At 51.1% G+C, this 25,337-nt stretch carries 24 protein-coding genes; 22 read left to right on the forward strand and 2 right to left on the reverse strand.

Annotation, left to right across the window (positions count from 1 at the left end; all coding sequences use genetic code 11):
* The first annotated feature begins 5 nt into the window (after nt 1-5).
* Nucleotides 6-2,252 (forward strand): RelA/SpoT family protein, encoded by a 2,247-nt coding sequence (locus RHOLA_RS03575; RefSeq protein WP_038502397.1) that lies wholly within the window; start codon nt 6-8, stop codon nt 2,250-2,252.
* Nucleotides 2,253-2,256: 4 nt separating this feature from the next.
* Here the strand turns inward: RHOLA_RS03575 and RHOLA_RS03580 are convergent, their stop codons facing one another.
* Together RHOLA_RS03580 and RHOLA_RS03585 are read right to left on the reverse strand one after the other, a co-directional pair.
* Complete coding sequence (locus tag RHOLA_RS03580; RefSeq protein ID WP_038502398.1) at nt 2,257-3,486, reverse strand: DUF349 domain-containing protein; 1,230 nt, start codon at nt 3,484-3,486, stop codon at nt 2,257-2,259.
* A 54-nt stretch (nt 3,487-3,540) separates the two neighbouring features.
* Nucleotides 3,541-4,314: a peptidylprolyl isomerase gene (locus tag RHOLA_RS03585; protein WP_051636249.1), complete on the reverse strand. Its 774-nt coding sequence runs from the start codon at nt 4,312-4,314 to the stop codon at nt 3,541-3,543.
* A 93-nt stretch (nt 4,315-4,407) separates the two neighbouring features.
* Between RHOLA_RS03585 and RHOLA_RS03590 the strand changes: the two genes are divergently transcribed.
* From RHOLA_RS03590 to pyrF, 21 genes are all read left to right on the forward strand, one after another.
* Nucleotides 4,408-5,760: a replication-associated recombination protein A gene (locus RHOLA_RS03590; RefSeq protein ID WP_084321375.1), complete on the forward strand. Its 1,353-nt coding sequence runs from the start codon at nt 4,408-4,410 to the stop codon at nt 5,758-5,760.
* A 198-nt stretch (nt 5,761-5,958) separates the two neighbouring features.
* Nucleotides 5,959-6,588, forward strand: a complete 630-nt coding sequence (gene rpsD / locus RHOLA_RS03595) for a 30S ribosomal protein S4 (RefSeq protein WP_038502399.1) — start codon at nt 5,959-5,961, stop codon at nt 6,586-6,588.
* Nucleotides 6,589-6,633: 45 nt separating this feature from the next.
* Complete coding sequence (locus RHOLA_RS03600) at nt 6,634-6,984, forward strand: DUF948 domain-containing protein (RefSeq protein WP_038502401.1); 351 nt, start codon at nt 6,634-6,636, stop codon at nt 6,982-6,984.
* Nucleotides 6,985-6,992: 8 nt separating this feature from the next.
* On the forward strand, nt 6,993-7,295 hold the full coding sequence (locus RHOLA_RS07330; RefSeq protein ID WP_038502402.1) for a hypothetical protein: 303 nt from the start codon (nt 6,993-6,995) through the stop codon (nt 7,293-7,295).
* Between the two features lie 2 nt (nt 7,296-7,297).
* Nucleotides 7,298-9,955: an alanine--tRNA ligase gene (gene alaS / locus RHOLA_RS03610; protein WP_038502403.1), complete on the forward strand. Its 2,658-nt coding sequence runs from the start codon at nt 7,298-7,300 to the stop codon at nt 9,953-9,955.
* Nucleotides 9,955-10,422, forward strand: coding sequence for a Holliday junction resolvase RuvX (gene ruvX, locus RHOLA_RS03615; RefSeq protein ID WP_038502405.1), 468 nt, complete (start codon nt 9,955-9,957; stop codon nt 10,420-10,422). Before alaS ends, ruvX begins: the two co-directional genes overlap by 1 nt.
* Nucleotides 10,415-11,458, forward strand: a complete 1,044-nt coding sequence (mltG, locus tag RHOLA_RS03620; protein ID WP_051636250.1) for an endolytic transglycosylase MltG — start codon at nt 10,415-10,417, stop codon at nt 11,456-11,458. The genes ruvX and mltG overlap by 8 nt, the downstream gene beginning before the upstream one ends.
* Nucleotides 11,451-12,281 carry a shikimate dehydrogenase family protein gene (locus RHOLA_RS03625; RefSeq protein WP_038502406.1) on the forward strand — a complete coding sequence of 277 codons (831 nt, stop codon included), beginning with the start codon at nt 11,451-11,453 and terminating at the stop codon, nt 12,279-12,281. The genes mltG and RHOLA_RS03625 overlap by 8 nt, the downstream gene beginning before the upstream one ends.
* A 45-nt stretch (nt 12,282-12,326) precedes the next feature.
* Nucleotides 12,327-13,529, forward strand: coding sequence for a chorismate synthase (aroC, locus tag RHOLA_RS03630; protein ID WP_038502407.1), 1,203 nt, complete (start codon nt 12,327-12,329; stop codon nt 13,527-13,529).
* The gene (locus RHOLA_RS03635; RefSeq protein ID WP_038502408.1) at nt 13,529-14,029 is read left to right on the forward strand and encodes a shikimate kinase; all 501 of its coding nucleotides are present in this window, start codon (nt 13,529-13,531) and stop codon (nt 14,027-14,029) included. The genes aroC and RHOLA_RS03635 overlap by 1 nt, the downstream gene beginning before the upstream one ends.
* A complete protein-coding gene (gene aroB, locus RHOLA_RS03640; RefSeq protein WP_038502410.1) occupies nt 14,029-15,108 on the forward strand; it encodes a 3-dehydroquinate synthase in 1,080 nt (359 codons plus the stop codon). The genes RHOLA_RS03635 and aroB overlap by 1 nt, the downstream gene beginning before the upstream one ends.
* A gap of 15 nt (nt 15,109-15,123) precedes the next feature.
* Nucleotides 15,124-15,558, forward strand: a complete 435-nt coding sequence (locus tag RHOLA_RS03645; RefSeq protein WP_038502411.1) for a type II 3-dehydroquinate dehydratase — start codon at nt 15,124-15,126, stop codon at nt 15,556-15,558.
* Nucleotides 15,559-15,654: 96 nt separating this feature from the next.
* Nucleotides 15,655-16,218 carry an elongation factor P gene (gene efp / locus RHOLA_RS03650; RefSeq protein ID WP_038502412.1) on the forward strand — a complete coding sequence of 188 codons (564 nt, stop codon included), beginning with the start codon at nt 15,655-15,657 and terminating at the stop codon, nt 16,216-16,218.
* A 3-nt stretch (nt 16,219-16,221) separates the two neighbouring features.
* A complete protein-coding gene (nusB, locus tag RHOLA_RS03655; RefSeq protein ID WP_038502413.1) occupies nt 16,222-16,641 on the forward strand; it encodes a transcription antitermination factor NusB in 420 nt (139 codons plus the stop codon).
* An 87-nt stretch (nt 16,642-16,728) separates the two neighbouring features.
* The gene (pyrR, locus tag RHOLA_RS03660) at nt 16,729-17,304 is read left to right on the forward strand and encodes a bifunctional pyr operon transcriptional regulator/uracil phosphoribosyltransferase PyrR (protein ID WP_338050477.1); all 576 of its coding nucleotides are present in this window, start codon (nt 16,729-16,731) and stop codon (nt 17,302-17,304) included.
* On the forward strand, nt 17,301-18,260 hold the full coding sequence (locus tag RHOLA_RS03665; protein ID WP_038502417.1) for an aspartate carbamoyltransferase catalytic subunit: 960 nt from the start codon (nt 17,301-17,303) through the stop codon (nt 18,258-18,260). Before pyrR ends, RHOLA_RS03665 begins: the two co-directional genes overlap by 4 nt.
* The gene (locus tag RHOLA_RS03670) at nt 18,250-19,545 is read left to right on the forward strand and encodes a dihydroorotase (protein WP_038502419.1); all 1,296 of its coding nucleotides are present in this window, start codon (nt 18,250-18,252) and stop codon (nt 19,543-19,545) included. The genes RHOLA_RS03665 and RHOLA_RS03670 overlap by 11 nt, the downstream gene beginning before the upstream one ends.
* Complete coding sequence (locus RHOLA_RS07070; RefSeq protein WP_051636251.1) at nt 19,545-20,060, forward strand: PH-like domain-containing protein; 516 nt, start codon at nt 19,545-19,547, stop codon at nt 20,058-20,060. The genes RHOLA_RS03670 and RHOLA_RS07070 overlap by 1 nt, the downstream gene beginning before the upstream one ends.
* Complete coding sequence (carA, locus tag RHOLA_RS03680; protein ID WP_038502420.1) at nt 20,057-21,187, forward strand: glutamine-hydrolyzing carbamoyl-phosphate synthase small subunit; 1,131 nt, start codon at nt 20,057-20,059, stop codon at nt 21,185-21,187. The genes RHOLA_RS07070 and carA overlap by 4 nt, the downstream gene beginning before the upstream one ends.
* The gene (carB, locus tag RHOLA_RS03685; protein ID WP_038502422.1) at nt 21,187-24,486 is read left to right on the forward strand and encodes a carbamoyl-phosphate synthase large subunit; all 3,300 of its coding nucleotides are present in this window, start codon (nt 21,187-21,189) and stop codon (nt 24,484-24,486) included. The genes carA and carB overlap by 1 nt, the downstream gene beginning before the upstream one ends.
* Entirely contained in the window at nt 24,476-25,333 is an 858-nt protein-coding gene (pyrF, locus tag RHOLA_RS03690) for an orotidine-5'-phosphate decarboxylase (RefSeq protein WP_051636252.1), read from the forward strand. The genes carB and pyrF overlap by 11 nt, the downstream gene beginning before the upstream one ends.
* Nucleotides 25,334-25,337: the final 4 nt, after the last annotated feature.

Genomic DNA, 25,337 nt, shown 5'->3' on the forward strand with positions numbered 1-25,337 from the left:
CAGGCGTGAGTGATTCAACACCTACAGGTAGCATTTCAGTCCTGCGCAATCGCCTGCCCAAATTATTTTCAAAATCAGGGCCCTACGCAGCAGAGCTGGGCGATATCCTTCGTCTTGCCAAACAAAACCATCCAAAAGCCGATCTCTCCGTAATCGAACGTGCCTTTGTTGTCGCCGAGGAGGCGCATCGTCCTCAGCAGCGCAAATCGGGTGAACCGTACATTACCCACCCGCTGGCGGTCACGAAGATCCTCGCCGAATTGGGAATTGGCCCCATCACTCTTGCTGCTGCTCTTTTGCATGACACGGTTGAGGATACGGATTACACCCTTGAGATGCTTCGGAAAGAGTTTGGCGACGAGATTGCCATGCTCGTTGATGGAGTCACCAAGCTAGACAAGGTCAAATTTGGTGATCATGCCCAAGCCGAAACCGTCCGCAAGATGGTCGTTGCCATGTCAAAAGACATCCGTGTTTTGGTGATCAAGCTTGCCGACAGGCTACACAATGCTCGAACCTGGGGGTTCGTTCCCGAGGAATCAGCGAAGCGCAAAGCCCAGGAAACCCTAGAAATTTACGCACCACTTGCTCATCGGTTGGGAATTAGCACCATCAAATGGGAACTCGAGGATATTTCTTTCTCAGTTCTTTATCCAAAGGTCTACGAAGAGATCGTGAACTTGGTCACTCAGCGAACTCCAAAGCGCGCCGAGTTTATCGATAGCGTTATCGATTCCATCAATCAGGACCTTCAAGAAGCAAAGATTCGAGGGTCGGTAGCCGGCCGGCCTAAGCAGTACTACTCGATTTACCAGAAAATGGTCGTACGAGGTCGGGAATTCGATGATATCTATGACTTAGTTGGCATTCGAGTTCTGGTAGATGAAGTCCGAGATTGTTATGCGGTGTTAGGTTCGATCCACGCTAGATGGAATCCAGTTCCGGGTAGGTTCAAAGACTACATTGCGATGCCAAAGTTCAATCTTTACCAGTCGTTGCACACCACGGTTATCGGACCTCAGGGTAGACCTGTTGAAATTCAAATTCGTACTCACGAGATGCACAACAGAGCGGAATATGGTGTAGCCGCACACTGGAAATATAAGGAACAGGTTGGAAAATCAGGGGAGACCGCCGATGAAGATCTGGTTTGGCTAAAGCACCTAACCGATTGGCAAGCTGAAACTCAGGATCCGTCAGAATTTTTAGATTCTCTCAGATTCGAAATTGGTGCAAAGGAAGTTTACGTATTTACGCCCAAGGGTAAAGTGATCGGTCTTCCAGGCGGTGCAACCCCCGTTGACTTTGCCTACACAATTCACACCGATGTCGGCCACCGCACCATGGGCGCAAAGGTCAATGGCAGACTGGTTCCTCTTGAGACTGCATTGCAGTCGGGTGATGTTGTCGAGATTTTCACATCTAAGTCACCAGATGCAGGACCAAGTAAAGATTGGCTCAACTTCGTAAAGTCTCCAAGGGCAAGAGCGAAAATCAAACAGCATTTCGCAATTGAGCGCAGAGACGATGCAATCGAGCACGGCAAAGAGATGCTAGCCAAAGCGCTCAGAAAGCAAAATCTTCCGCTTCAACGTTTGATGGCCGCCGATGAGTTGGTGAAGCTTGCCGGGGAGCTTCGCTTTCCAAACGTTGAGGGACTCTACGCCGCCATCGGTGTCAATCATGTCTCGGCACAGTCAGTAGTTGAGAAACTGGTCAATGCAATCACGCATGGCGAGAATGAAGAGAACGAATTCCAACTGCCACCTTCACCAAGAAGCGTAAATCGTCAACGATCAAATGACGCTGGAATTTTGGTAAAGGGTGACGCTGACGTCTTAGTTAAATTAGCGCGTTGCTGCACGCCAGTACCCGGTGACAAAATCATTGGCTTCGTGACCAGGGGTAGTGGCGTCTCAGTTCATCGCTCCGATTGTAAAAACGTTGAGCAACTAATGCTTGAACCAGAGCGATTAATGGATGTCAGTTGGGCACCAACATCTAAGAGCCTGTTTTTAGTTCAGATTCAAATAGAGGCCCTGGACCGCGGTGGCCTCTTGTCAGATGTGACCCGAGTGCTCTCGGAACACCACGTGAACATTCTGTCAGCCTCAGTATCAACCAGATCAGATCGAGTGGCACTAAGCCGTTTTGTGTTTGAAATGGGCGACGCGAATCTACTAGAGCATTTACTGAATGCGGTTCGCCGCATTGAAGCCGTCTACGACGTATACAGGGTAAGTAACGCTTAAACTTTTACGCCATTGATGCTTTGACAACCTCTAGCCATGCCTTACGAGCCTCAAGGGCCTCAGTTGCATCCTTAATTTTCTTAGCATCCTTGGATGCGGTGGCCTTTTCTAGGGCAGCTTCTAGTTTCTTGATTGAATCCTCAAGCTGAGTCGTGACGCTGTTCGAACGCTCAATAGCAGCAGGGTCGGTCTTGCGCCACTGTTCTTCCTCAACCTTTCGAACTTTCGCCTCGATAGCACGCAGCTTGTCTTCTGTCTCACGCAATTTATCCTTGGGAACTTTTCCAGCTTTTTCCCAACGCTGCTGAATAACTTGAAGGGCCTTCTTTGCGCCCGCAAGGTCCTTTTCTGGATCAATGCTTGCTGCGTCTTTTATGATTTCAAGCTTGATTGCCAAGTTCTTTTCTTGTTCTGCGTTCTCGACAACCGCGGTCTCTGACTTCTTTGCAAAGATGGTGTCACCGGCAGACTTGAAACGCGCCCACAGAGCATCATCTGATTTACCGGGAGTGCGACCGCTTGCCTTCCATTCGTCAAGCAGCTTGCGATAAGCAGCAATGTCATCTGAGCCCTTTGCAGCCAAAGCCTCAGCCGCTTCTACGATTGAATTCTTTTTTGCCTTGACAATCTTGTTAGTTGCGTCAAGCCCGGCAAAGTAGCCACGCTTTGCGGTTTCAAAACGGGTGCGGGCACTTGAGAATCGCTTCCAAATTGCATCCGCCTCAGACTTAGATACTTTAGGTCCGGATTTCTGAAGTTCTTGCCATTGCTCAAAGAGCTTTGTCATCTCTGCTCCGGAGCTCTTCCACTGTGTTTTTGAAGCGTCTTGATTTGCGATTTGCTCTGCGCGCTCTGCAATCTTGAGACGAGAGGCGAGTGCTTCGGCGGTGGCCTCTTTGGTTGCCTCGTGCTTCTCGGCCACAAGAGCGGTTATTTTCTCATCGAGGTTGTTTACGCGACGGCGAAGATCAGCAAGGTCACCTACCGCCGCTGGTTCCCTAAGATCCTCAACTAATTTTGCGGCAATCTTTTTCATGCCATGCGAGTCAACTTTGTTGGCAACACGTTGTTCGAGAATTCGGACCTGGGCAGCAAGATCCTCAAATTTACGAACAAAGTATGCAAGTGCCTCATCAGGAGTCACGCCGGGGTACTGGCCAACCTTGCGTTCTGATCCGTCAATTACGAATACGTTGTTTTCGGCGTCTACGCGACCGAACTGTGTGGTTGACATTTATGGCTCCTATTTTTTTAGGCGTCTAGAAATCTAGACCGGTGGACTTGCTCTTTATTTTAGGTCGATGGCGCCGAGCTTGGTTTCGATGGCTGGCTTGCCATCCGAAGAACCATCTTGAGTGCCGGCTTTGATTATCTTGTTGAGCCCACTAAGACCCTTAGTGACTTTTCCGAAAACGGTGTAACCACCGACGGCGTCACTTGGAATATTGCTGTCCTTGTAAACGATGAAAAATTGACTGCCCATGCTTGATGCATCCCCGCCAACCCTTGCCATTGCTAAGACTCCCTCTTTGTAAAGATTGTCTGCTGGGGCATTCTCAATAGGCCCCCAGTTGTAGCCGGGGCCACCACTTCCATCTCCGTTTGGGTCACCGCACTGAAGGACGTAGATTCCAGCGGTGGTCAGTCGATGACAAGCTATGCCGTCAAAAAATTTCTTATTTGCCAAGCTCAGAAAGTTGGCCACAGCCTGCGGAGCTTTTGCTCCGTCAAGCGAGACAGCTAAGGTACTGCCACCAACCTCGATCGAACCAGTCCATTCGCGACCCAAAGCCAAATCCGGCGCGGGAACCAAGGATGAGTTTGTCGCCACTGACTCAGAAGCTGCTGGCGTCGACCCGGCCTGACCTGGACCGAATCCAAAGTATGCCAGTTGCAAAACCATGGCTGCAACAACGGCACCGCCCGAAACAATCAGGGCAAAACGATTATCGGAAGCCTGTTGGGCCTTCTTTATCGCGGCAGCAGCCTTGTGAGCCTCAAATTTTTGAGCACTCGCTTGGGCTGAGGCATAGATGTTCTGGGTCTTTTTCTTTGAGGCCAATTTACGTTCCTTTTTATTTTTCTCACTTGATTTTACGCACCTTTAGCAACCAATTCTCACGTCCGGCATCAGACATCGGCTAGCCTGAAGGCTATGTCAGACCAAACCGGGCTATTTTCGGGCGCCATGCCTTTGGCCGCCCGCATGCGCCCAACCAGTCTCGAAGAGTTAGTCGGGCAGGGCCACTTACTTAAGCCGGGTTCTCCGCTTCAGGCACTGGCCACGAAAGCCATCCCCGGTGAGAGATCCTCATCGGTGTCAGTGATTCTCTGGGGTCCGGCGGGTACAGGCAAGACAACCATTGCTCAGCTGGTGGCCCGTCTCAGTGGACGCAGATTCGTTGAACTAAGCGCAATTACTGCCGGAGTCAAGGACGTTCGCGAAGTTATGGAGCGGGCCCGCGCCGATCGGGATGCCTACGGCGTGAACACCGTGCTTTTTCTAGACGAAATTCACCGCTTTTCAAAGGCACAGCAGGACGCATTGCTACCCGGTGTTGAAAACGGCTGGATTGTGCTGATCGCAGCGACCACTGAAAACCCAAGTTTCTCGGTAATCTCGCCACTTTTATCAAGATCGCTGCTGCTAACCCTCACTCTGATATCTGACGCGGATTTGGTGACTGTGCTAAAAAGAGCTGTACTTGCTCCGCAAGGACTCGCTGGTGCGATTTCAGCTGACGAAGACGTACTTGCGCAAATTGCCCTGGTTTCAGGGGGAGATGCCCGCCGGGCGCTAACAATATTGGAGGCAGCGGCCACCGTCGCAATTGGGAATGCCCCCATAAGTGCTTCAAATTCAACCACGGCAGTTCTTGAGGAACACGTTTCGGCCGCCATGGATCGAGCGCTGGTTCGATACGACAAGGACGGCGACCAGCATTACGACGTAATCAGCGCCTTTATCAAGTCGGTTCGTGGTTCGGACGCCGATGCCGCCGTTCACTACTTGGCTCGAATGATTGAGGCTGGTGAAGACCCTAGATTCATCGCCAGACGCCTGATAATCCTGGCCGCAGAGGACATTGGTCTTGCCGATCCTCACGCATTGCCGCTTGCAGTTGCCGCTGCTGAGGCCGTGGCGATGATCGGCATGCCGGAAGGCCGCATTCCGCTTGCCGAGGCCACTATTTACCTGTGCCTGGCACCAAAATCTAACTCGGCATACAACGCAATCAATCAGGCAATTGAAGATGTGCGAGCCGGCCTGTTTGGCGAGGTGCCAAAGCCACTGCGCAGCTCTAATCATGCCGGCGCAAAGGGTGCCGGGGCGGGCGTTGGCTACCTATACCCACATGATGACCCAAAAGCGGTCGTCCCGCAGCGCTACCTTGACGACAAGACTCTGAACCGAAGCTATTTCAAGCCGAAGGATATCGGTGTTGAAAGAGAACTTGTTGAACGCTGGGCCAAGCTGCGCGGAATCATTCGCTCATTCAAAAAATAGCCAACTGCCCTTTATTCACGCGTAAGTCGCTGTTAGGATAGTCAGGTTGCCGACTGGAGCATTCAATCGCGGCTGAACGAATGCTCAACTCACGGTGCGACCTTCTTATAGCCAGAGGGTCCGTGGCAGAGGATCTCCTCGATCCGACTTGTGAACAATTACCGCTATAGGAATCTTCGGATTCAATGAAAGGAACACGTGTCAAAGACAACACGTACCCGCAGCAAGACTCGCTTGTCGCGAGCTTTGGGACTAGCTCTTACTCCAAAGGCTGCAAAGTATCTAGAAAAACGCCCTTACGCTCCTGGTGAGCACGGCCGCACCAAGAAGAAGGCCGACAGCGACTTTGCCGTTCGTCTTCGCGAGAAGCAGCGTCTTCGCGCTCAGTACGGTATTCGCGAGGCACAGCTTCGTAAGACCTTTGCTGAAGCAAAGCGCGCCGAGGGTCTAACTGGTGAAAACCTAGTTGAGCTTCTAGAAATGCGTCTTGACGCGATCGTTTTGCGCGCAGGTTTCGCACGCACAATTGCACAGGCACGTCAGATGGTTGTACACCGTCACATTCTTGTCAACGGAGAGCGCGTTGACCGTCCTTCATTCCGCGTAAAGCCTGGACAGCTAGTTCACGTTCACGCGAAGAGTGAAGTTACCGAGCCATTCCAGGTTGCAGCTGCCGGTGGACACGTTGATGTTCTACCTCCAGTACCTGGCTACCTAGACGTTTCACTAGACAAGTTGCACGCAACTCTAGTTCGCCGTCCAAAGCGCGCTGAAGTTCCAGTTACCTGTGAAGTTCAGCTTGTGGTTGAGTACTACGCTGCTCGCTAATCGCGACACCGATATTCAACAACAATAGAAATTAGGGGAGTTCAGATGAGCGGTGGAGACATTGCAGCATTGATAGCGGCCGGAGGCTTCGTGCTTCTAGTGCTTTTCATTGCAGTGCCGTTGCTAAAGCTTGGGCGCGTACTAGATGAGACTCGCAATTCAATTCGCGATCTTAACGAAAGCGTTGCTCCATTGCTCACTGAACTAACCGATACCGTGACTGCAACCAACAAGCAGTTGGCTCGCGTGGATGTAATCACCGAGAACGTCGCAGAAGTTACTTCAAACATCAGTTCACTTGTTGCTGTATTTTCTTCTGCAGTTGGATCACCTTTGGTAAAAATTGCGGGCCTAACTCAAAGCCTGCGTAGCGCCCTGACCGGTAAAAAGAAGTAGGAATCAAAATGAAGAAGATCTTTTGGCTAGTCGTTGGTATTTTTGCCGGCGTTGAAATCAAGAAGCAACTTGATAAGAACCCAAATGCTCAGGCCCTTCTTGCTGATGCGACTGCGCGCGCTAAAGAACTTGGCGAAACCGCAACTGAGGCATTCCTAGACCGCACCGCAGAACTTACTGGAACTCCTCGTTCTTCAAAAGCAAGTGCTGCGAAGAAGCCTGCAGCCAAGAAGCCTGCCGCTAAAAAGCCGGCAGCTGCTAAGAAGCCAGCGGCAAAGAAGTCTCCAGCAACTAAGCCTGCAACTAAGTAATCGTGCAGACCGCCGAGATACGCCGGCGCTGGCTCGATTTCTTCGAGAGCAAAGGCCACACAGTTGTACCTTCTGCTTCGCTGATTAGCGAAGACCCATCCCTGCTTTTCACCGTTGCCGGAATGGTTCCATTCATTCCTTACATGAGCGGTCTTGTTCCAGCTCCCTACTCACGAGCGACTTCGGTTCAGAAGTGTGTGCGCACGCTAGACATTGAAGAGGTTGGCAAGACTACCCGTCACGGTACCTTCTTCCAGATGAACGGAAACTTCTCGTTCGGCGACTATTTCAAAAAAGAAGCCATTGCTTACGCATGGGAATTTCTCACCGGCTCTAAGGATTCTGGTTGCTTGGGGTTAGACCCGCAACTGCTTTGGGTGACCGTTTTCCAGGACGACGATGAGTCAATAGGAATCTGGCGTGAGGTTGCCGACATTCCGATGGAGCGAATTCAGCGTCGCGGCATGAAAGACAACTACTGGTCAACCGGTCAGCCTGGTCCGGCCGGACCTTGCTCGGAAATTTACTACGATCGCGGTCCAGCTTATGGTCGCGAAGGTGGACCAGAGGCCGACGAAGATCGCTACATCGAAATCTGGAACCTCGTCTTCATGCAGTACGAACGCGGCGAAGGAACCGGAAAAGACAGCTTCGAGATTCTTGGGGAACTGCCAAAGAAGAACATCGATACCGGTATGGGTCTAGAACGTGTTGCATTTTTGATGCAGGGTGTAGAAAACCTTTACGAGATTGATCAGGTCCGTCCGGTACTTGATCTGGCTGCAAAACTTTCTGGCAAGACCTACGGCGCAAGTGTTGAAGACGACGTTCGCATGCGTGTTGTTGCCGACCACGTTCGTTCAGCATTGATGCTGATTGGCGACGGTGTCACTCCAGCAAATGATGGCCGTGGCTACGTGCTTCGTCGTTTGCTTCGCCGCACAGTTCGCTCCATGCGTTTGCTTGGTGTTGAGCGCCCGGTATTTACCGAGCTGTTCACAGTTTCAAAAGACGCCATGAAGGCTGCCTATCCAGAACTCGAGGCCGAGTTTGATCGCATTTTGCGCGCAGCAGTTGGCGAGGAAGAAACTTTCTTACGCACACTTACCGCAGGCACCGTGTTCCTTGATCAGGCGCTTGCCGATGTGAAGGCTGCAAAATCAACTCAACTTACTGGCGACGCTGCATTCCTGCTGCACGACACCTACGGCTTTCCAATCGATCTGACTCTAGAGATAGCCGAAGAAGCGGGTCTAACGGTTGACCGCGATGGTTTCAAGTCGTTGATGGCCGAGCAGCGCGATCGCGCTAAGGCCGATGCCCGCGAAAAGAAATTGGGCGGCACTGATCTTTCGGTTTACTCAGACTTCCGTGCCAAGGGCGTCACCAAGTTCACCGGTTACGAGTCTTTGGAAACCGATGCCAAGGTATTGGGCTTGATTGTTGATGGTAAAGACACCAAGTCTGCAGCCCAAGGACAAATTGCCGAGGTAATTCTTGACGAGACTTCTTTCTACGCTGAATCTGGCGGTCAGGACTCCGACGCTGGTCTAATAATTGGCGACGGCATTGAACTTGAAGTGCTTGACGTGCAGAAACCAGTCAAGGGCTTGATTAGTCACAAGGTGCTGGTTCGCAAGGGATCAATCTCTATTGACCAAAAGGTATCAACCAGGGTTGACGCCGAATGGAGAATCGGTGCACGTCAGGCTCACTCCGGAACTCACATAGTTCACGCGGCCTTGCGTGAGGTACTTGGCCCAACTGCTCTACAGAGCGGTTCCTACAATAAGCCTGGTTACTTGCGTCTTGATTTCGCTTGGGGTCAAGCACTCTCTGCCGAAACTAAATCAGAAATCGAAGAGGTCAGCAACCTTGCCATTCGCAAGGACCTGGCAGTTACTGCACAGTTCATGACTTTGCCGGAGGCAAAAAAGTGGGGGGCGGTAGCCCTCTTTGGTGAAACCTATGACGAAAGCGTTCGCGTCGTAGAAATTGGTGGGCCATGGTCGCGCGAACTCTGCGGGGGTACCCACGTAGATCACAGCTCGCAAATCGGAATGATTTCACTAATCGGCGAATCTTCGGTTGGTTCAGGCTCTCGACGGGTTGAGGCTCTGGTCGGCATTGAAGCATTCCGCGCCTTTGCCGCAGAGCGTGCATTGGTTGCACGCCTAACTGAAGTATTGAAGTCGCCGAAGGAACAACTAGAAGAACGACTAACCTCAACCATCGAAGACTTGAAGTTAGCTCAGCGAAAACTTGCTGCCCTTCAGGCAGGTCAGCTTGCGACTCGCATTCCAGAATTCGTATCTGCTGCGCAGCAAATTGGTTCCACCAAATTCATCGCTGCAGAACTTGGAGAAGTTGGCTCAGTAGACGATCTTCGTACTTTTGCGTCCTCAATACGCGAGAAGGTCTCTTCTGAAAACGCGGTAGCGGCCGTCTTAGGGATCATCGACGCCAAGCCAATGCTGGTAATTGCCACCACTGAATCAGCTCGGGCAACTGGCGCAAAAGCAGGCGCTCTAGTTCACATTGCAAGCGCCATTCTTGGCGGTGGTGGTGGCGGTAAAGATGACATAGCTCAAGGCGGGGGCTCAGATGCTTCAAAAATTGCCGAAGCAATCAGTGCAGTCAAGGAAGCCCTGAGCGCGTAGTGCGGTCTGGTCGTCGACTCTCGGTTGATGTTGGCAAGGTCCGCATTGGCGTTGCTGCAAGTGACTTTCACTCGATTCTTGCCTCTGGATTGGAAACAGTTGCGCGTGGAGCCGAACTTGAGCCAAGCCTTAAGAGAATCGTCGAGTTAGTAGACGAGATAGAACCGATCGAGATCTACGTTGGTCTTCCGATTTCCATGTCTGGAAACAACTCGGCATCTACTCAAGATGCAATCCAATTTGCCAAGCAACTAAGTGTGTTGGTGGCTCCCGAAATTCGATTTATTGACGAGCGTATGACTTCTATCACCGCGGCGAATGCACTCAAAACTTCTGGCCGCGATTCAAAATCGGGTCGCAAGATAATCGACCAGATTGCTGCAACCATTATCTTGGAACAAGCAATTGAACAGGAAAAGAGCACTGGTGAGAAGCCAGGCAAGGCGATAGGAGAAGTAATTGAATAAGTTATCGCGTCGCCGTGTTCTTGCCGGATTTATTGTCTTTCTTTTGCTTCTGGGTGGCGCTGTTGCGTATGCGAACAAGGGCTTGATTCGTGCGGCCTTCGAGCAGATGCAAGGCAACGATTTTCCTGGTCCCGGAACGGGCGAGGTTCAAATCACTGTTAGGGCTGGCGATTCAGGGGAGTCAATCACAAAGCAATTGTTAGCTGCCGGCGTGATTAAGAATTTTCGCACTACGTATCAACTGATTCTGGACACGAATCCCACTTTTTATCCTGGAATATTTACGCTGAAGCTGCAGATGCGATCAGCTGATGCAATCTCAGCGCTCACCGATCAAAATTCGGCATCACTGCGGCGTACAACCATAAAGGAGGGTCTGCGGGCAAGCGTGCTTTTTGGGGTATTGGCCGAATCAACGGGTTTACCCAAGAGCCAATTTGAATCGCTATTTAACAAGCCAGAGGTGTTTGGGCTTAGCGCAGAATTGCCAAACATTGAAGGCTACCTATTCCCAGCAACCTATACCTTTGCACCGGGCTCAACGGCAAAAGAGATACTGCAAACAATGGTTGACCGAATGCAGCAAGAAATTCGTTCCTTCGGAATACCAGCAGCAAAGACACATGAGGTACTTACACTTGCCTCTGTGATTCAGAAAGAAGCCCGGATAAAAGAGGATTTCTACAGGGTTTCGCGAACTTTTCTTAATCGCATCGAAATAGGAATGCATCTACAGTCTGACGCCACGGTTAGCTATGGAGTTGGCGGTAATACCGTCAGCACATCTAGGGCGGATCGAGCGAATAAAAACGGCTACAACACCTACCTATATCCTGGACTTCCAATTGGGCCTATTTCTGCTCCCGGCTCGGTAGCTATTGATGCGGCATTGAACCCGGCACAGGGGAAATGGTTGTATTTCTGCACAGTGAATCTTGAAACTGGTGAAACAGTGTTTAGCGAAACCTACGCCCAACATGAAAAGGCTGTTGCTCAATGGTTGGCCTGGATGAAGGAAAACCCCGGCTATGAATAAAAACTATGCGGTTCTGGGCTCGCCGATCGCGCATTCAAAATCACCCGCCATCCACGCTGCAGCGTATCGGGTACTTGGTGAAGATTGGAACTACTCACGATTTGAGGTCAAAAAGGGAGCACTTAAGCGATTCATTGAAACCCAAGGGTCTGACCTCAACGGATTTAGCCTTACGATGCCGTTAAAAGAAGAAGCGTTTCTTTATGCTCAGGTAATTGATGAATCATCTTCACTAACCAAGACTTCCAACACTTTGGTTCGAATCGATGACCAGTGGCACGGTTTCAACACCGATATATTTGGCATCGTCCAGGCAGTTGGCAATCAACAGGTGACTCAAAGTCTAATAATCGGATCCGGCGCAACCGCAACCTCAGCCATGGTCGCAGTTTCAAGAATCGCTCCTGGTTCTTCCGTTATGGTTTTTGCACGTAATTCCAAGACCAGGAAGATACTCGTTGAGTTCGGCCGTGAGCTTGGCCTTAGCGCAACTGTTGTTCGAAGACTTAGAAAAGCAATAACCAAGTCGGATCTAACAATATCCACCTTGCCTGGTGGAGCCATGGATAGTACAACTAAAAAAATCGTTGACTCCAGATTTTTTAGACCCCGTGGCATGCTTCTTGATGTTGCCTATGACCCTTGGCCAAGCCAGCTTGCAGAGGCTTGGATGAAACAGAACATAAAAGTTGTGAGCGGCTTAGAGATGTTGATATGGCAGGCAGTTGCTCAAATCCGTATTTTCAAGTCGGGAAATCCTGAGGCTGAATTACCGAACGAGATAGCGGTCGTGCAGGCTATGAGGATCGCACTAGAGCAATAGTCGCAATCGGCCTGACTATTGGGCGTACTGTGGCAAAATGGGACTATGTTACGTTGGATCACCGCAGGAGAGTCGCACGGGCCTGAGCTCGTTGCCGTTCTAGAAGGCCTGCCAGCAGGAATTGCCATCACCACGGCGGATGTGCAGACTGCACTTGCTCGTCGTCGTCTGGGATATGGTCGCGGTGCCCGAATGAAATTTGAACAAGATGAGGTTTCGATCTCGGGTGGCGTTCGCCACGGCCTGACTATGGGTGGACCGGTCGCGATTACCGTGGCTAACACCGAATGGCCAAAGTGGAAAGATGTGATGTCAGCCGATCCGGTTGATGAAGCCAAACTCTCCGGCGCCCGCGCGGAGGCGCTAACCAGGCCTAGACCTGGCCACGCCGATTTCACCGGAATGCAAAAGTATGGCTTTCTTGATAGTCGACCAATTTTGGAAAGAGCAAGTGCTCGTGAAACAGCGGCACGCGTGGCCCTTGGCGCGGTAGCTTCAAGCTTTTTGAGCGCACTTGGTATTGAACTTGTAACCCACACCGTTGGTATTGGTCCCGTCATGGCTGCTGCCGACTTAGCGCTGCCAAAGCCGGGTGACGTTGCTGCAATCGATGAGGACCCAATGCGCTGTTTCAATGCGCAACTATCAGCAGCGATGATTGCTGAAGTTGATGAATGTCATAAAGATGGCGACACCCTAGGCGGGGTGGTTGAGACATTGGTTTATGGTTTGCCTCCGGGCCTTGGCAGTTTTGTGCACTGGGATCGCCGACTAGATTCACAACTGGCTGGAGCACTCATGGGAATTCAGGCAATTAAAGGTGTCGAGGTCGGTGATGGTTTTGAAACCGCCCGCCGTCGCGGCTCCGTGGCACATGATGAAATCCAACGTGATGCAAATGGTGTCGTGCATAGACTCACGGATCGTGCCGGTGGAATCGAAGGCGGAATGAGCAACGGCGAGGTACTGCGCGTTCGTGCGGCTATGAAACCAATTTCCACTATTCCAAAAGCTCTTGCGACCATCGATGTTGCAACTGGTGAAGCAGCAAAGGCACACCACCAACGCTCTGACGTTTGTGCAGTTCCTGCAGCAGGAGTTGTCGCTGAAGCAATGGTTGCACTTACTATTGCCAATTCCGTCCTCGAAAAATTCGGTGGAGATTCTGTGGCTGAAACCAAGCGCAATCTTGAGTCGTACCTTGCAAACATTCCCGCTGTGCTAACTTCGGCTGATTCAAGTAACTAATGCCGGCAAAATCCGAGGTCATAGTTCTTATTGGCCCCATGGGCGTTGGGAAAAGTACCGTTGGAAAGAAACTAGCTCGGGCTCTCAAGGTCCCTTTTACTGACACCGATAATCTAATCGTCGAAGAGCACGGCAAGATTGCAGAATATTTCGCCGAACATGGCGAGGAAGCCTTTCGTGAGATCGAACATCAGGCGCTCGCACGAGCACTCAAAAACCCGGGCATTGTTGCCACCGGTGGTGGGGCGGTGCTGCTGGAAAAGTCACGTGAACTCCTTAGAAATGCCACAGTGATTTACCTAGCAACTGACGGAAAGCACATGGCCTCACGTCTTCGAAACGGCTCTAGGCCATTACTTAAGAATGGAATGGAAGATTGGAAGCGGATTTATGATTCTCGTAAACCCATTTACCAAGCTACTGCTGACCTAACAATTGATACTTCAGGACATCCACTTGCCCAGACCATTACCGAAATTCGGGAGAGATTGAGTATCTAATGAGCGCTGCAAAAACGATTCACGTGAGCGGAGTAGATCCGTACGAGATTTTGATTGGCCGTGCACTTCTGGCTGAGGTGCCTGCCAGCCTTGGCCCACAGGTAAGCAAGGTGCTTATTGTGCATCCTGTTGCCCTCACAGCATCTGCCGAACTCCTTAGGGAAACTCTGATAGCTGCAGGAGTTGACGCTATCCTCGCGGGTGTGCCAGACAGCGAAGATGCCAAGCGCGTCGAAGTTGCTGCTTTCTGCTGGGGAATCATGGGTAAGGCTGACTTCACCCGAACCGATGCGGTGATTGGCTTTGGCGGTGGCTCAACCACTGATTTGGCCGGATTTGTTGCTGCAACTTGGTTGCGTGGCGTGAAACTAATTCAAATTCCGACCACCCTGCTTGGAATGGTTGATGCGGCGATTGGTGGCAAGACTGGAATAAACACCAGTGAAGGAAAGAATCTAGTTGGAGTGTTCCACGCACCAGCAAAAGTGATTATTGACCTAGACACCCTGCAGTCGCTTGCGCGAAACGAAATTCTTGCCGGTTTTGGCGAGGTAGTTAAGTACGGTTTCATTGCTGACCCACGAATTCTTGAACTGATAGAGGCGGATGTTCCGACTGCAACAGATCCAAGTTCTGCTGTCTTCCAAGAAATCATCGAGCGATCAGTTGCTATCAAGGCACGGGTGGTTGGAGAGGATTTCAAAGAGGCCGGGCTGCGTGAGATTTTGAATTACGGCCACACTCTAGGGCACGCGATTGAGCATGCCGAGCGTTATAAATGGCGTCACGGTGCTGCCATTTCTATCGGCATGGTTTTTGTGGCCGAGCTTGCCCGCCTTGCTGGGCGCCTAAGTGATGAAGTCGTCGATCGACACCGATCTGTGCTGACTCTGCTTGGATTGCCAATCGCATACTCTGCAGATAAATGGAATCAGTTGCTAGAAACGATGCAACGTGACAAGAAAACCCGATCGGGTACGTTGCGTTTTGTGGTGCTAGACGACTTGGCCAAGCCAACCATCATGAGCGCGCCAACTCCAGAAATGCTGCACGCAGCCTTCCAAGAAATCGTTGCCTAGCGCTAACCTAGAGACATGCAGAAAGTATTGGTCTTAAATGGCCCAAACCTTGGCCGCCTTGGGTCTCGAGAACCAGACATCTACGGTGCCCTTGATTTTTCTGAGCTAACTGCGGCGGTTGAATCGGCTGCCACAAAGTTGGGTCTAAGCGCAGATGTTCGACAGACTGACAGCGAAAGCGAACTCATCGCTTGGATCCATGAGGCTGTTGACGCTCAACAAAACGTGATCTTGAATCCGGCCGCCTTCACTCACTACTCATACTCCCTGCGAGATGCAGCCGTGCAAATTACCAAGGCTGGTTTGAAATTAATCGAGGTTCATCTGAGCAACCCACACACCCGTGAGGAATTCCGCCACACCAGTGTCATTTCTGGTGTTGCCACCGGAGTTATCGCAGGCTTTGGTTCGGATTCTTACCTGTTAGCGCTTGCACAACTAGCCAAATAAGCGCTGGATGGCCTGTCTTGGGCCACTAGAATTGGGTAAGTTATTGCGCTTCGAGCGCATCCGAATTCGCTAAAAATTGAAACGAGTGATTGCGTCATGGCAACTTCAAACGACCTAAAAAACGGAATGGTCCTAAACATCGAAGGTCAGCTTTGGGCTGTGACCGAATTCCAGCACGTCAAGCCGGGTAAGGGAGCAGCCTTTGTTCGCTCAAAGTTGAAGAACGTGCTCACCGGCAAAGTGGTCGAGAAGACCTTTAACGCAGGCGTAAAGGTAGAAGTTGCAACTGTCGATAAACGTGACATGACCTACCTCTACAACGATGGCGAGGGCTACGTTTTCATGGACAAGGACACTTACGATCAAGTCACCTTGCCAGAGGCTGTTGTTGGCGATGCAGTCAATTACATGCTCGAAAATCAAGAAGCAACTGTCGCTATGCACGAGGGCAACCCAATCTACGTTGAACTTCCAGCCTCTGTTGTGCTTGAAGTCACATACACCGAGCCTGGCTTGCAGGGTGACCGCTCAAGCGGAGGTACCAAGCCAGCAACCGTTGAAACAGGTTTGCAGATTCAGGTTCCACTATTTCTTGAGAACAACACCAAGGTCCGTGTGGATACCCGCACCGGTGATTACCTTGGTCGCGTTACCGACTAATCGGTGAGCGCCAGAACTAAGGCTCGCAAACGCGCTGTTGACGCTGTTTTTGCAGCCGATCTTCGAAAGATTTCGCCACTTACCCTCTTAGATGATGTAGCCGAATTGGCTGCAGATCGCCAAAACCAGGACGCTATTTTCGGCTATGCCCGAGACATCGTTCAAGGCGTAGTTGATCACCATGAAGAAATCGATGATCTGTTGGAGACCTTTTCACAGGGCTGGGCGTTGGATCGCATGCCTAATCTAGACCGCGCAATTCTTCGAGTTGCCGTATGGGAGATCCTTCACAATCCAGACGTTCCAGACGCCGTGGCAGTGAATGAGGCCGTCGAGATGGCTAAAGAACTCTCCACCGATGATTCGGGTTCATTTGTGAATGGTCTACTGTCGCGAATAGCCTCTACAAAAACCGCTAACTAACTGCTGTTGCCAGGTGATTTCCATCTAGTGGCCTGCTAGAATTTTACAAACATCCTTTAAAGACCGTCCAGAGAGGCGGAGAAGGAGGTGGGCGTGTCCGCACGCACCGTCTTGAGTAGTGAAGATATAGATCGCGCTGTCACACGCATCGCTCACGAAATTCTTGAAGCCAACACTGCAGTTCAGAAGAGTTCAGCGCAGAAGAATGGCACCAAAGACCTGATTATTCTTGGAATCCCAACCAGGGGGGTTCTACTCGCCGAGCGTATCGCTGCGGTAATCGCCAAGGCAGAGCCGAATGCAGATATTTCAAACATTCTTGGTCGATTAGACATCACCATGTATCGAGATGATCTAGCGGCAAACCCCACTAGGGCTGTAACTGAGACCCAAATTCCGAAGCAGGGAATTGATGACAAGGTCGTGGTCTTGGTGGATGACGTATTGTTCAGCGGTCGAACCATTCGTGCGGCCCTTGATGCGCTTGGTGAGTATGGTCGCCCCCGAGCGGTAAAACTTGCAGTCCTGGTTGACAGAGGCCATCGTGAACTTCCAATCCGCGCTGATTTCGTAGGTAAAAATCTTCCAACCGCTCGTGAAGAGCGAATCAATGTGAATCTCTCGGAGACCGATTCCCAAAATGCGGTGGTGATTGAATCTTGAAAAATCTACTCTCTGCAGCTGATCTAAACCGTGAGGCCGCCATCGAGATTCTAGACATTGCCGAGGAAATGGCTGGAGTTAATCACCGCGACATCAAGAAACTTCCAACTCTTCGCGGAAAAACAGTCGTCAACCTATTCTTTGAAGACTCAACACGCACTCGCATTTCTTTCGAACTGGCCGAGAAGCGACTTTCAGCAGATGTTATTAACTTCACGGCTAAGGGCTCCAGCGTTTCTAAAGGGGAGAGCCTCAAAGACACCGCCCAAACACTAGAGGCCATGGGTGCAGATGCCGTAGTGATTAGACACTCGGCATCGGGTGCCGCTTACAAGCTTGCTCATTCAGGTTGGATCAACGGCAGCATCATCAATGCCGGTGATGGAACACACGAACACCCAACCCAGGCACTTTTGGATGCATTCACGATGCGCAAGCGCATTCACGGGGACTCTTCACTTGGTAAGGATTTGGATGGAGTAAATGTTGCAATAGTTGGCGACATCTTGCACTCAAGAGTTGCCCGGTCAAATCTGATTTTGCTCAATACTTTGGGTGCGCAGGTTCACTTTATTGCTCCACCAACTTTGCTTCCGGCAAACTTAAGCCGCTTAAGTGCAGAACTGCACTACTCACTTGATGACGCGATCGAGTCCGAAAATCTTGACGTTGTGATGATGCTTCGAATCCAGACTGAGCGCATGAACGCTTCTTACTTTCCGTCAGAGCGTGAATACTCACGTATCTGGGGATTCAACGCGCAACGCTTGGCCAAACTAAAAAGCAGTGCAATCGTGATGCACCCAGGACCGATGAACCGTGGACTTGAGATCGACGCGATTTCTGCTGATTCGCCTCAGTCAACAGTTTTAGAGCAGGTTACAAACGGAGTCTCTGTGCGAATGGCTGTACTTTACGCACTCTTGTCAGGTGAAAGGAACACCAATGCCAACTAACTACGTTCTAAAGAATGCTCAACTTGCGGATGGCAGTGTTCAGGACATTCAAATTCAAGACGAAAAGATTGTTGCGGTTGGGAAATCGCTCCGCGCAGACGAAACGATTGACTGCACCGGCCTAGTGGCCTTGCCCGGTTTCGTGGATCTACACACTCACTTGCGCGAGCCAGGTTTCGAACAAAGTGAGACAGTATTAACCGGAACCCAATCTGCTGCTCTTGGTGGTTTCACCGCTGTGCACGCCATGGCAAACACCATGCCAGTTGCTGACACCGCCGGAGTCGTTGAACAGGTTGCATCGCTGGGTAAGGAAGCTGGTTATGCCGATGTTTACCCAATCGGTGCGGTGACTGTTGGGCTAGAGGGAAAGCAGTTGGCCGAACTGGGGGCCATGGCTAATTCAAAAGCAAAAGTAAGAGTCTTCTCGGACGATGGAAAATGTGTTCACGATCCGGTCATCATGCGGCGCGCCTTGGAGTACGTCAAGGCATTTGACGGTGTAATTGCGCAGCATGCCCAAGAACCTCGCTTGACCGAGGGCGCTCAGATGCACGAGGGAGCCGTGAGTGCAGAGCTTGGATTGACTGGTTGGCCCTCGGTTGCCGAGGAATCGATCATTGCGCGAGATGTTCTGTTGGCAGAGCATGTTGATTCTCGAATTCACATTTGCCATCTCTCGACTAAGGGATCTGTTGAAATCGTACGATGGGCAAAGGCGCGCGGAATAAAGGTGACCGCAGAGGTAACCCCTCATCATCTATTGCTGACCGATGACCTCGTCCGCAGCTATGACTCCGTATACAAAGTTAATCCGCCGCTGCGCACTTCAGAAGATGTCACTGCACTCCGAGAAGCACTAATCGATGGAACCATCGACATAATCGCCACGGATCACGCACCACACCCAATTGAATCCAAGGACTGCGAATGGAATGCTGCGGCATTTGGAATGCTTGGTCTTGAAACAGCAGCGTCTATCGCCCAAGAAGTTTTGATCCAAAGTGGCAAGTCCGACTGGAATAGATTCAGTCAGGTATTGTCCAAGAATCCTGCACGGATTGCTGGAGATCAAGAGCAGGGTCAAGAGATTCAGGCCGGCTCGTTTGCAAACATCGTTTTAATTGACCCAAGGGTAAAGCGCAAAGTGGTGTCCGAGTCCGCGTCAAAGTCCATTAATTCACCTTTTGTTGGCTTGGAATTACCTGGAAAAATTACTCACACTATTTACCGCGGGTATTTCACGGTTCGCGATTCAATTTTGGCAGAGCAGGGAAGAAGCTAATGGCTAAACAATCAATGGCTATCATCAGCCTCGTTCTTTTTTTGTTGTTAGCAGGGCTTGCTATTCGTGCTTGGCGGAAACGTGCGGCCGAGCAGGCTGCTGAGTTTTCAGCGCCTCTTGAAGCTCTGGATTTCTTTGGTGAGCTGCTGGCCCAAGCAAATGCCTTTTACGTTGCCACAACCAGAGCGGCGAACCATTTAGAGAGAATTAACGCCTACGGCCTTGGAGCAAGAGGGATTTCGCAGGTTTTTGTCTTCACCGAGGGATTGTTGATTGTTCGTAAAGGAGAACGGCCGTTAGCAATCCAAAGATCCAACCTAGTCAGCGTAGATTTCACTCAGGTTGCTATCGACAAGGCCGTTGAGCGTGACGGCTTGATATCGGTGTCTTGGATACACGAGGGCGTTAACTTGGCAACCCAAGTTCGCATATTAGAGCCGAGCGGTCGCTCAGCAATAGCCAATGCATTAGAAGAAATTATTGGGACTAACACAAAGAAGAGAGCAGCCAGATGAGTCAGGCATTACTTGTACTTGAAGACGGACGCGTATTTAGCGGACAGGCTTACGGGGCGGAAGGCAAGTCTCTTGGCGAGATAGTGTTCGCGACTGGAATGACTGGATATCAGGAAACACTCACAGACCCTTCTTACGCGGGCCAAATTGTGGTTCAAACTGCGCCACACATTGGGAACACCGGAGTAAACGCTCGCGATGAAGAGTCGCAGCGTATTTGGGTTGAAGGGTATGTCGTGCGCGACCCGTCCAGAATCGTTTCAAACTTTCGTTCAGAGAGCTCGCTATCAGAGGAACTCAAGAAGTTTGGCGTAGTTGGCATTTCAGGAATTGACACCCGTGCTTTGACTCGTCACCTCCGCACCGCTGGCTCAATGCGGGGTGGTGTATTTTCTGGAGAGGCCTCCAAGTTTCCCATTGAACAGCTGATCTCTGAAGTTCAGGGCGCAGCAAAAATGAAGGGCCTCTCACTGAGTGACGTAGTCACAACGGCTGAGAGTTACACAATCCCGGCCGACGGTTCCAAAGTTGGACGAGTAGCCATCGTTGACCTTGGCATCAAGCGTTCCACTATTGAGCACATGGCAGCTCGTGGTCTAGAGGTTGTGGTTTTTCCAGCTAAGGTCGACTCCAAAACTTTGCTGGCTGCTAATCCTGATGCCGTTTTTTACTCAAATGGGCCAGGTGATCCGGAAGCAGCTGGGGCACAGGTTGAGGTTTTACGCGAGATTCTTGACAGCAAAGTGCCTTTCTTTGGAATTTGCTTCGGCAATCAGTTGCTAGGTCGAGCGCTGGGCTTTGAGACCTACAAGTTACCTTTTGGACACCGGGGAATTAATCAACCGGTCATGGATCGCAGAACCGGAAAAGTTGAAGTCACCGCCCATAACCACGGTTTTGCCGTCAAGGTAGAAGGTGGACCAGAGGTGCAAAGCCCGGCAGGCTATGGGCGAGTCGCTGTAAGTCACGTTTCGCTCAATGACGATTGCGTAGAGGGTCTTGAGTGTCTAGACATCCCTGCGTTCTCGGTTCAGTATCACCCAGAGGCCGCGGCAGGTCCACACGATTCAAATTATCTATTTGACCGACTGGTCGAACTCATTCAAAAGAACAAGGCGGCTAAGTAATGCCAAAGCGCAGTGACATAAAGAGTGTTTTAGTAATCGGTTCGGGTCCAATCGTTATTGGTCAAGCCTGCGAATTTGACTACTCCGGAACCCAAGCCTGCCGAGTTCTTCGCGCCGAGGGAATTCGAGTGATTTTGGTTAACTCCAACCCGGCTACCATCATGACCGATCCGGACTTTGCCGATGCCACCTACATCGAACCGATAACACCGCAGGTTATCGAATCAATCATCATCAAGGAAAAGCCTGACGCAATTCTGCCCACCCTGGGTGGGCAAACTGCACTAAATGCTGCAATGGCATTGCATGAACTTGGGATTTTGGAAAAATACAACGTTGAACTCATCGGCGCCAAGGTAGATGCGATTAAGAAGGGTGAAGATCGCCAGATATTCAAACAGCTCGTACTTGATGCTGGAGCTGACGTTGCCAAATCTGTGATCTGTGGCACCGTTGACGAATGCGTTTCCGCAGCCGGTGAACTTGGCTACCCACTCATGGTTCAGCCTTCCTTCACCATGGGTGGTCTTGGTTCCGGCTTCGCCTACGACGAAGAAGAGCTTCGCAGGATTTGCGAGTCTGGACTTCAGGCTAGCCCCGTGACCCAGGTAATGCTTTCCGAGTCAATCCTGGGCTGGAAAGAATACGAGCTTGAGTTGATGCGCGACACCAACGACAACTGCGTTGTCGTTTGCTCAATTGAGAACGTAGACCCAGTTGGTGTGCACACCGGCGACTCAATCACGGTTGCTCCGGCGCTTACTTTGACAGACCGCGAGTACCAGAATCTTCGCGACATCAGCATCGACATCATTCGTGCTGTTGGCGTAGACACCGGCGGCTGCAACATCCAGTTCGCAGTTGATCCATCGAACGGGCGTGTTGTGGTTATTGAAATGAATCCACGTGTTAGCCGTTCGAGTGCACTTGCCTCGAAGGCAACCGGTTTTCCAATTGCCAAGATTGCGGCAAAGCTCGCAATCGGCTACACGCTCGATGAGATTCCTAATGACATCACTCGGGTGACTCCGGCCAGCTTTGAACCTACATTGGACTACATCGTTGTGAAGGTTCCACGATTCGCATTCGAAAAGTTCCCGGCCGCCAACAACACGCTGACTACAACCATGAAGTCCGTGGGGGAGGCTATGGCAATTGGGCGTAATTACACCCAGGCCCTGCAGAAGGCGTTGCGCAGCCTTGAAAAACGTGGTTCGTCATTCCACTGGGACGGCGCGCTGGGCAACGTTGCTGAACTGCTGGAGCAAATCAAAACCCCAACCGATGGCCGCATCGTTCAGGTACAACAGGCGCTTCGTGCCGGAGCAACGGCGGCGCAGGTTTTCGATTCAACCAAGATTGATCCTTGGTTTATTGATCAGATAGTTCTAATTAACGAGATAGCCGCCGACATCGCTGCTGCGCCGTCCCTTGATGAGACAGTAATTAGGTTGGCGAAGGATCACGGATTCAGCGATTCACAGATTGCTCAAATTCGTGGTCTCAGTGAACCCGAGGTTCGCGCCATGCGTCATGAGATGAAACTTCGACCGGTTTTCAAAACCGTTGATACCTGTGCCGGAGAATTCCCGGCCGAAACTCCATATCACTACAGCACCTACGAAGAGGAGACTGAGGTTGCGCCTTCTGATCGAAAGAAGGTTGTTATTTTAGGCTCCGGTCCAAATCGAATTGGGCAAGGTGTGGAATTTGATTACAGTTGCGTGCACGCGTCTTTTGCACTCTCGGAAGCCGGCTATGAAACCATCATGATCAACTGCAACCCAGAGACGGTTTCTACCGATTACGACACCTCGGACCGCCTCTACTTTGAGCCTCTGACTCTTGAGGATGTGCTTGAAGTCATTCACGCAGAACAGCAGAGTGGTGAGCTCGTTGGAGTGGTCGTGCAACTTGGTGGACAAACCGCTCTTGGACTTGCAAAAGGCCTTCAGGAGGCCGGTATTCCAATCCTTGGAACATCACCTGATGCTATTGATCTAGCCGAAGAACGCGGTTTGTTCTCGAAAATTCTTGACGACGGGGACCTTCTTGCCCCAGCCAACGGAACCGCACTAAATCTCGCCGAGGCAGAGATCATTGCAGCTCGCATCGGTTATCCGGTGCTGGTGCGTCCGTCATTCGTGCTGGGCGGTCGCGGCATGGAAATTGTTTATGACCAGGCTGGTATTCGCGATTACTTTGATCGAATTGCGGACCAAGGCATTGTTGGACCTAACCATCCTCTATTGGTTGATCGATTCCTAGACGATGCAATTGAGATTGACATCGATGCACTTTTCGATGGGACCGATCTATATGTAGGTGGAGTAATGGAGCACATTGAAGAAGCCGGGATTCACTCCGGTGACTCAAGTTGCACTCTGCCACCGATCACAATGAGCGACTCTCAAATTGCTCGAGTACGTGAAGCAACGCTTAAGATTGCGCAGGGCATAGGTGTTCGTGGATTGCTCAATGTGCAATTCGCACTTGCTGCTGATGTGCTCTACGTCCTTGAGGCAAACCCGCGCGCGTCTAGAACAGTCCCATTCGTATCTAAAGCTCTTGGTATAACCTTGGCCAAGGCCGCCTCTTTGGTCATGGTTGGTAGAACCATCAAGGAGCTCGTCAGTGAAGGCCACCTTCCTGAAAAGGACGGAACGTACATTCCAGCCGGCGCTCCGATTGCAGTGAAAGAAGCGGTGTTGCCCTTCAAGCGCTTCGCAACTAAGGATGGGCGGTTTGTAGATTCCCTGCTGGGTCCTGAAATGCGTTCAACCGGTGAGGTGATGGGAATTGATGTTGATTTCCCAAAGGCGTTTGCAAAGAGCCAATCAGCTGCCGGCAGTGCGCTGCCAGTATCGGGAAGCATATTCATATCCGTTTCGGATCGTGACAAGCCGCAGGTAATTTTGCCTGTTCGCCGTCTTCAACAACTGGGCTACCAAGTCTTGGCCACCAGCGGAACAGCGGCGATTCTGGCGCGACACGGTATAGATGTCCAGGTAGTTCGAAAGCACACCGATGACAGCTCCGTGGCAGAGGGACCAACCATTGTTGAACTTATTTCAGCTGGAAGAGTCGACGTGGTCGTAAACACACCGTCGGGCTCGAGTGCTCGAAAAGACGGTTACGAAATCAGAGCGGCAACCACGGCGGCAGACAAGGCAATTTTTACTACCATTGCCCAGCTGAGTGCGGCAATTGGATCTTTTGAAGAGGTAATTGCCGGGCCTTTCGCAGTGAAGTCCTTGCAGGATCACGCGATCGATAGGGCGGTGGCACTTGCCAATTAGTTTTGGTACAAAACTCGCCGACTCATTTGCTAAGTATGGTCAACTCTGTGTGGGCATAGACCCGCACTCGGCACTGCTTAATCAGTGGGGTTTAGAAGACGATGTAAACGGCCTGGAAAAATTTGCCAACGCTGTGCTTGATTCGGCGGTATCAAGGGTTGGCATCATCAAGCCCCAAGTTTCTTTTTTTGAACGCCATGGCTCAAAGGGATTTGTGGTCCTTGAAAGGCTTGCCGCAAGAGCGGCCGAAACGGATCTGCTCGTAATAATGGATGCCAAACGCGGTGACATTGGAACAACGATGGACGCCTACTTTGATGCCTGGTTGGGAAAAAACGCTCCATTTATCTGCGATGCCCTGACCGTATCTCCGTACCTGGGTTTCGGCTCACTCAAGGACACCTTGAGTGGTTCGGCAGAAAGAGGAAAGGGTGTTTTCGTTCTAGCAGCTACTTCAAACCCAGAGGGGGCTAGCGTTCAACGCGCCACCATTGGAGGAACGACGCTGGCTAAGTCAATCTGGGAATCCCTGGCCGAGATTAACGCTGTCACGGCATCTGGAAATGCAAGGTTCGGTTCCTTTGGTGCGGTTCTTGGGGCGACTCTAAATCTTCAGTCCTTTGGTCTCGGCCAAGTCATGGCTGGTCAGCCCAATGCTGCGACGCCAATTCTCGCGCCGGGATTTGGCGCCCAGGGCGCAGAACTTTCTGCAAGCAAGCAGCTTTTTGGAGAGGCAGCATCACAAGTAATCCATTCGGTATCTAGAAGCGTTCTTCAGGCAGGTGAGTCTGGACTAGCTAAAGCTATCGATAGCGCTAAAGCCGAATTGGCGATTGGCCTAGGCTAATTTC

Origin of the sequence: Rhodoluna lacicola (assembly GCF_000699505.1) — a bacterium.
Classification (GTDB): Bacteria; Actinomycetota; Actinomycetes; order Actinomycetales; family Microbacteriaceae; genus Rhodoluna; species Rhodoluna lacicola.

Coding starts and splice junctions, on each gene's coding strand:
- RHOLA_RS07330 (WP_038502402.1), top strand. CDS start 6,993: ATGAAGAAGATCTTTTGGCTAGTCGTTGGTATTTTTGCCGGCGTTGAA.
- carB (WP_038502422.1), top strand. CDS start 21,187: ATGCCAAAGCGCAGTGACATAAAGAGTGTTTTAGTAATCGGTTCGGGT.
- RHOLA_RS03580 (WP_038502398.1), bottom strand. CDS start 3,486: ATGTCAACCACACAGTTCGGTCGCGTAGACGCCGAAAACAACGTATTC.
- RHOLA_RS03645 (WP_038502411.1), top strand. CDS start 15,124: ATGCAGAAAGTATTGGTCTTAAATGGCCCAAACCTTGGCCGCCTTGGG.
- RHOLA_RS03670 (WP_038502419.1), top strand. CDS start 18,250: ATGCCAACTAACTACGTTCTAAAGAATGCTCAACTTGCGGATGGCAGT.
- aroB (WP_038502410.1), top strand. CDS start 14,029: ATGAGCGCTGCAAAAACGATTCACGTGAGCGGAGTAGATCCGTACGAG.
- efp (WP_038502412.1), top strand. CDS start 15,655: ATGGCAACTTCAAACGACCTAAAAAACGGAATGGTCCTAAACATCGAA.
- RHOLA_RS03625 (WP_038502406.1), top strand. CDS start 11,451: ATGAATAAAAACTATGCGGTTCTGGGCTCGCCGATCGCGCATTCAAAA.
- carA (WP_038502420.1), top strand. CDS start 20,057: ATGAGTCAGGCATTACTTGTACTTGAAGACGGACGCGTATTTAGCGGA.
- aroC (WP_038502407.1), top strand. CDS start 12,327: ATGTTACGTTGGATCACCGCAGGAGAGTCGCACGGGCCTGAGCTCGTT.
- RHOLA_RS07070 (WP_051636251.1), top strand. CDS start 19,545: ATGGCTAAACAATCAATGGCTATCATCAGCCTCGTTCTTTTTTTGTTG.
- RHOLA_RS03590 (WP_084321375.1), top strand. CDS start 4,408: ATGTCAGACCAAACCGGGCTATTTTCGGGCGCCATGCCTTTGGCCGCC.
- RHOLA_RS03635 (WP_038502408.1), top strand. CDS start 13,529: ATGCCGGCAAAATCCGAGGTCATAGTTCTTATTGGCCCCATGGGCGTT.
- RHOLA_RS03600 (WP_038502401.1), top strand. CDS start 6,634: ATGAGCGGTGGAGACATTGCAGCATTGATAGCGGCCGGAGGCTTCGTG.